The 1,871-nt window shown below is 39.9% G+C and carries 3 protein-coding genes; all 3 read right to left on the reverse strand.

The genetic code is table 11. The annotated features are described in order from the left end of the window. Nucleotides 1-64: 64 nt before the first annotated feature. The 3 genes from QT974_RS33915 to QT974_RS33925 all read right to left on the reverse strand — a co-directional run bounded on the left by QT974_RS33915 (nt 65) and on the right by QT974_RS33925 (nt 1,713). Nucleotides 65-562 carry a hypothetical protein gene (locus QT974_RS33915; protein WP_333472746.1) on the reverse strand — a complete coding sequence of 166 codons (498 nt, stop codon included), beginning with the start codon at nt 560-562 and terminating at the stop codon, nt 65-67. A 56-nt stretch (nt 563-618) separates the two neighbouring features. Then, nucleotides 619-771: a hypothetical protein gene (locus QT974_RS33920; RefSeq protein ID WP_333472747.1), complete on the reverse strand. Its 153-nt coding sequence runs from the start codon at nt 769-771 to the stop codon at nt 619-621. A 147-nt stretch (nt 772-918) separates the two neighbouring features. After that, on the reverse strand, nt 919-1,713 hold the full coding sequence (locus QT974_RS33925) for a hypothetical protein (protein ID WP_333472748.1): 795 nt from the start codon (nt 1,711-1,713) through the stop codon (nt 919-921). Between the last annotated feature and the right edge of the window lie 158 nt (nt 1,714-1,871).

Consider the following 1,871-nt stretch of genomic DNA (forward strand, 5'->3'; position numbering starts at 1 on the left):
ATCCATAACCATTGTATTTAATAAAATTTTGTGAATCATTTAGACTTGCTATATCATGCACAGATTATTTGACCAGGCCTCCGGTGCACTTGCTTGGCAAAGATATTGCTTCAGTGCTATCGTATCTCGTCGAGACATAGCTGCGGATTAAGTCAGCCATTTGGCATTGTTCTGTTACTGAATTGCTTCTCAAACAAATGCGATCGCACCCCAATATCAATAACTCAACATAGTAGCTATAATTTCCCTCGCCATCTTCTATTTCGTCTAATTCCACTGCACAAATATCGCGAATTGAGCGTTCTGTAACATCATTAAGCCACAAACCCCGCCGTTTAACGGTCATTTTCCCCAAAGTTTTATCAAAGATATAGATTTCCGAGATCGCGCCATCCAACAAACACAGGGAGAACAACAGAAATATCCCTCCCCCTATCCAATTGCAGGCCAATATAATCTGCAATAATCCCAGGGCGAGGAAAGGAGAAATCAATAGCAATACATTCCAGATTCTCGAAGTTTGAATTGTTAGTTCAGTTGGTGTTTGTTTGAGAATTTTCATAAGTTTATCCTGTTATTTTGGGAAATGATGTGAATTACTAATTTCTCGTCCCCGGATTATTTAGTTTGTCTGCGGGCGATCGCCTTTTTGGTGTTGTCAACAGCCTTGATAGCATAAGCATCGCCCGGAAGCACCTGCAAAGCTTTGTTAAAATTGATTAAAGCCGTTTGGTAGTCTCTCTGCGCGTAGCAGAAATAGCCAAGTTTCATTAATTTTTTGAATTCATCTTTGTTACCGGGAACAGATGCTGCATCAAGTCGAGGAGATGGCTGAGTACCCGGAGATGATTCTTGAGTTGCTGGTGGGGAAACATCGGTTTCTTGAGTCTAAGTGCATCAATCTCGATCGGATTAACCTCACTTTCCAAGCATTCCCCAATAAGCCACACCGTAAAGTTGAGCCGCCTGCATAGCTTCCTCGTCATAACCTTGACTTTTGAAAAGAGCCTCGGCTTGTTTTAGGTAGCCCATTGCTTGTTCTTTATTGTTTGTTTTGTCTTGACTAATCAAAGCCAATCCTAATCTCATGTGAGCATCAGCATCATTAGAATCACTTTCAATCGCAGTTTTCCAGTGGGCAATTTCCTCTTCTATAGTTTTCCATTGAAGTTCATCAGAGTTGTCTGTGGGAAAGCCGTCAATACCGTAATTTTGGATACCCAAAAATATCGCAATGACTTCAGCTTGTTTATGATAGCCTCCCAAACTACCAGTGGTAAAACCAGAAGTTAGAGGAACACGCTGCTTACCTGAGTGCAATACAACGCAGATACGATATTTATTACTCTCACTATCTGAAATTTCCTGTATTTCCACACCGGAAATATCTTGAAGCAGGTGCTTAATAAGTTTTGTTTCCTGTATTTCTATGCCTGAAATACGTTGAATCAACTGTTTGAGGGATTTTCTTTTTGCAATAAGTGGTTTATGTCGCTTGATGGTCATATGACCGAGATTTTTATCAAAGGTAATAGTCTCAATTTCTACAAATATTACCAATACCACACCAAGGAGCGCAAATAAAGCAGCGAAAAAACCTCCAGAAAACAAAACCGCAAACAAACCGAACAACAAAAAACTACCCCCAACAAATAGCTGTATCCAAAATGCGGACATTTCTACGAATTCTAGTTTGTCTGATGTTTGTTTCATGATTTTATGTTTAATGAATTTCAAGTGAATGTGAACGTGGATTATTTAGTTTGTCTGCCGGCGATCGCCTTTTTGGTATTGTCAACAGCTTTGACAGCATAAGCATTGCCCGGGCGTACCTGCAAAGCTCTGTTAAAATTGATTAAAGCTGTTTGATA

The sequence above is a fragment of the Microcoleus sp. BM001215392 genome, from assembly GCF_036700185.1.
Classification (GTDB): Bacteria; Cyanobacteriota; Cyanobacteriia; order Cyanobacteriales; family Microcoleaceae; genus Microcoleus.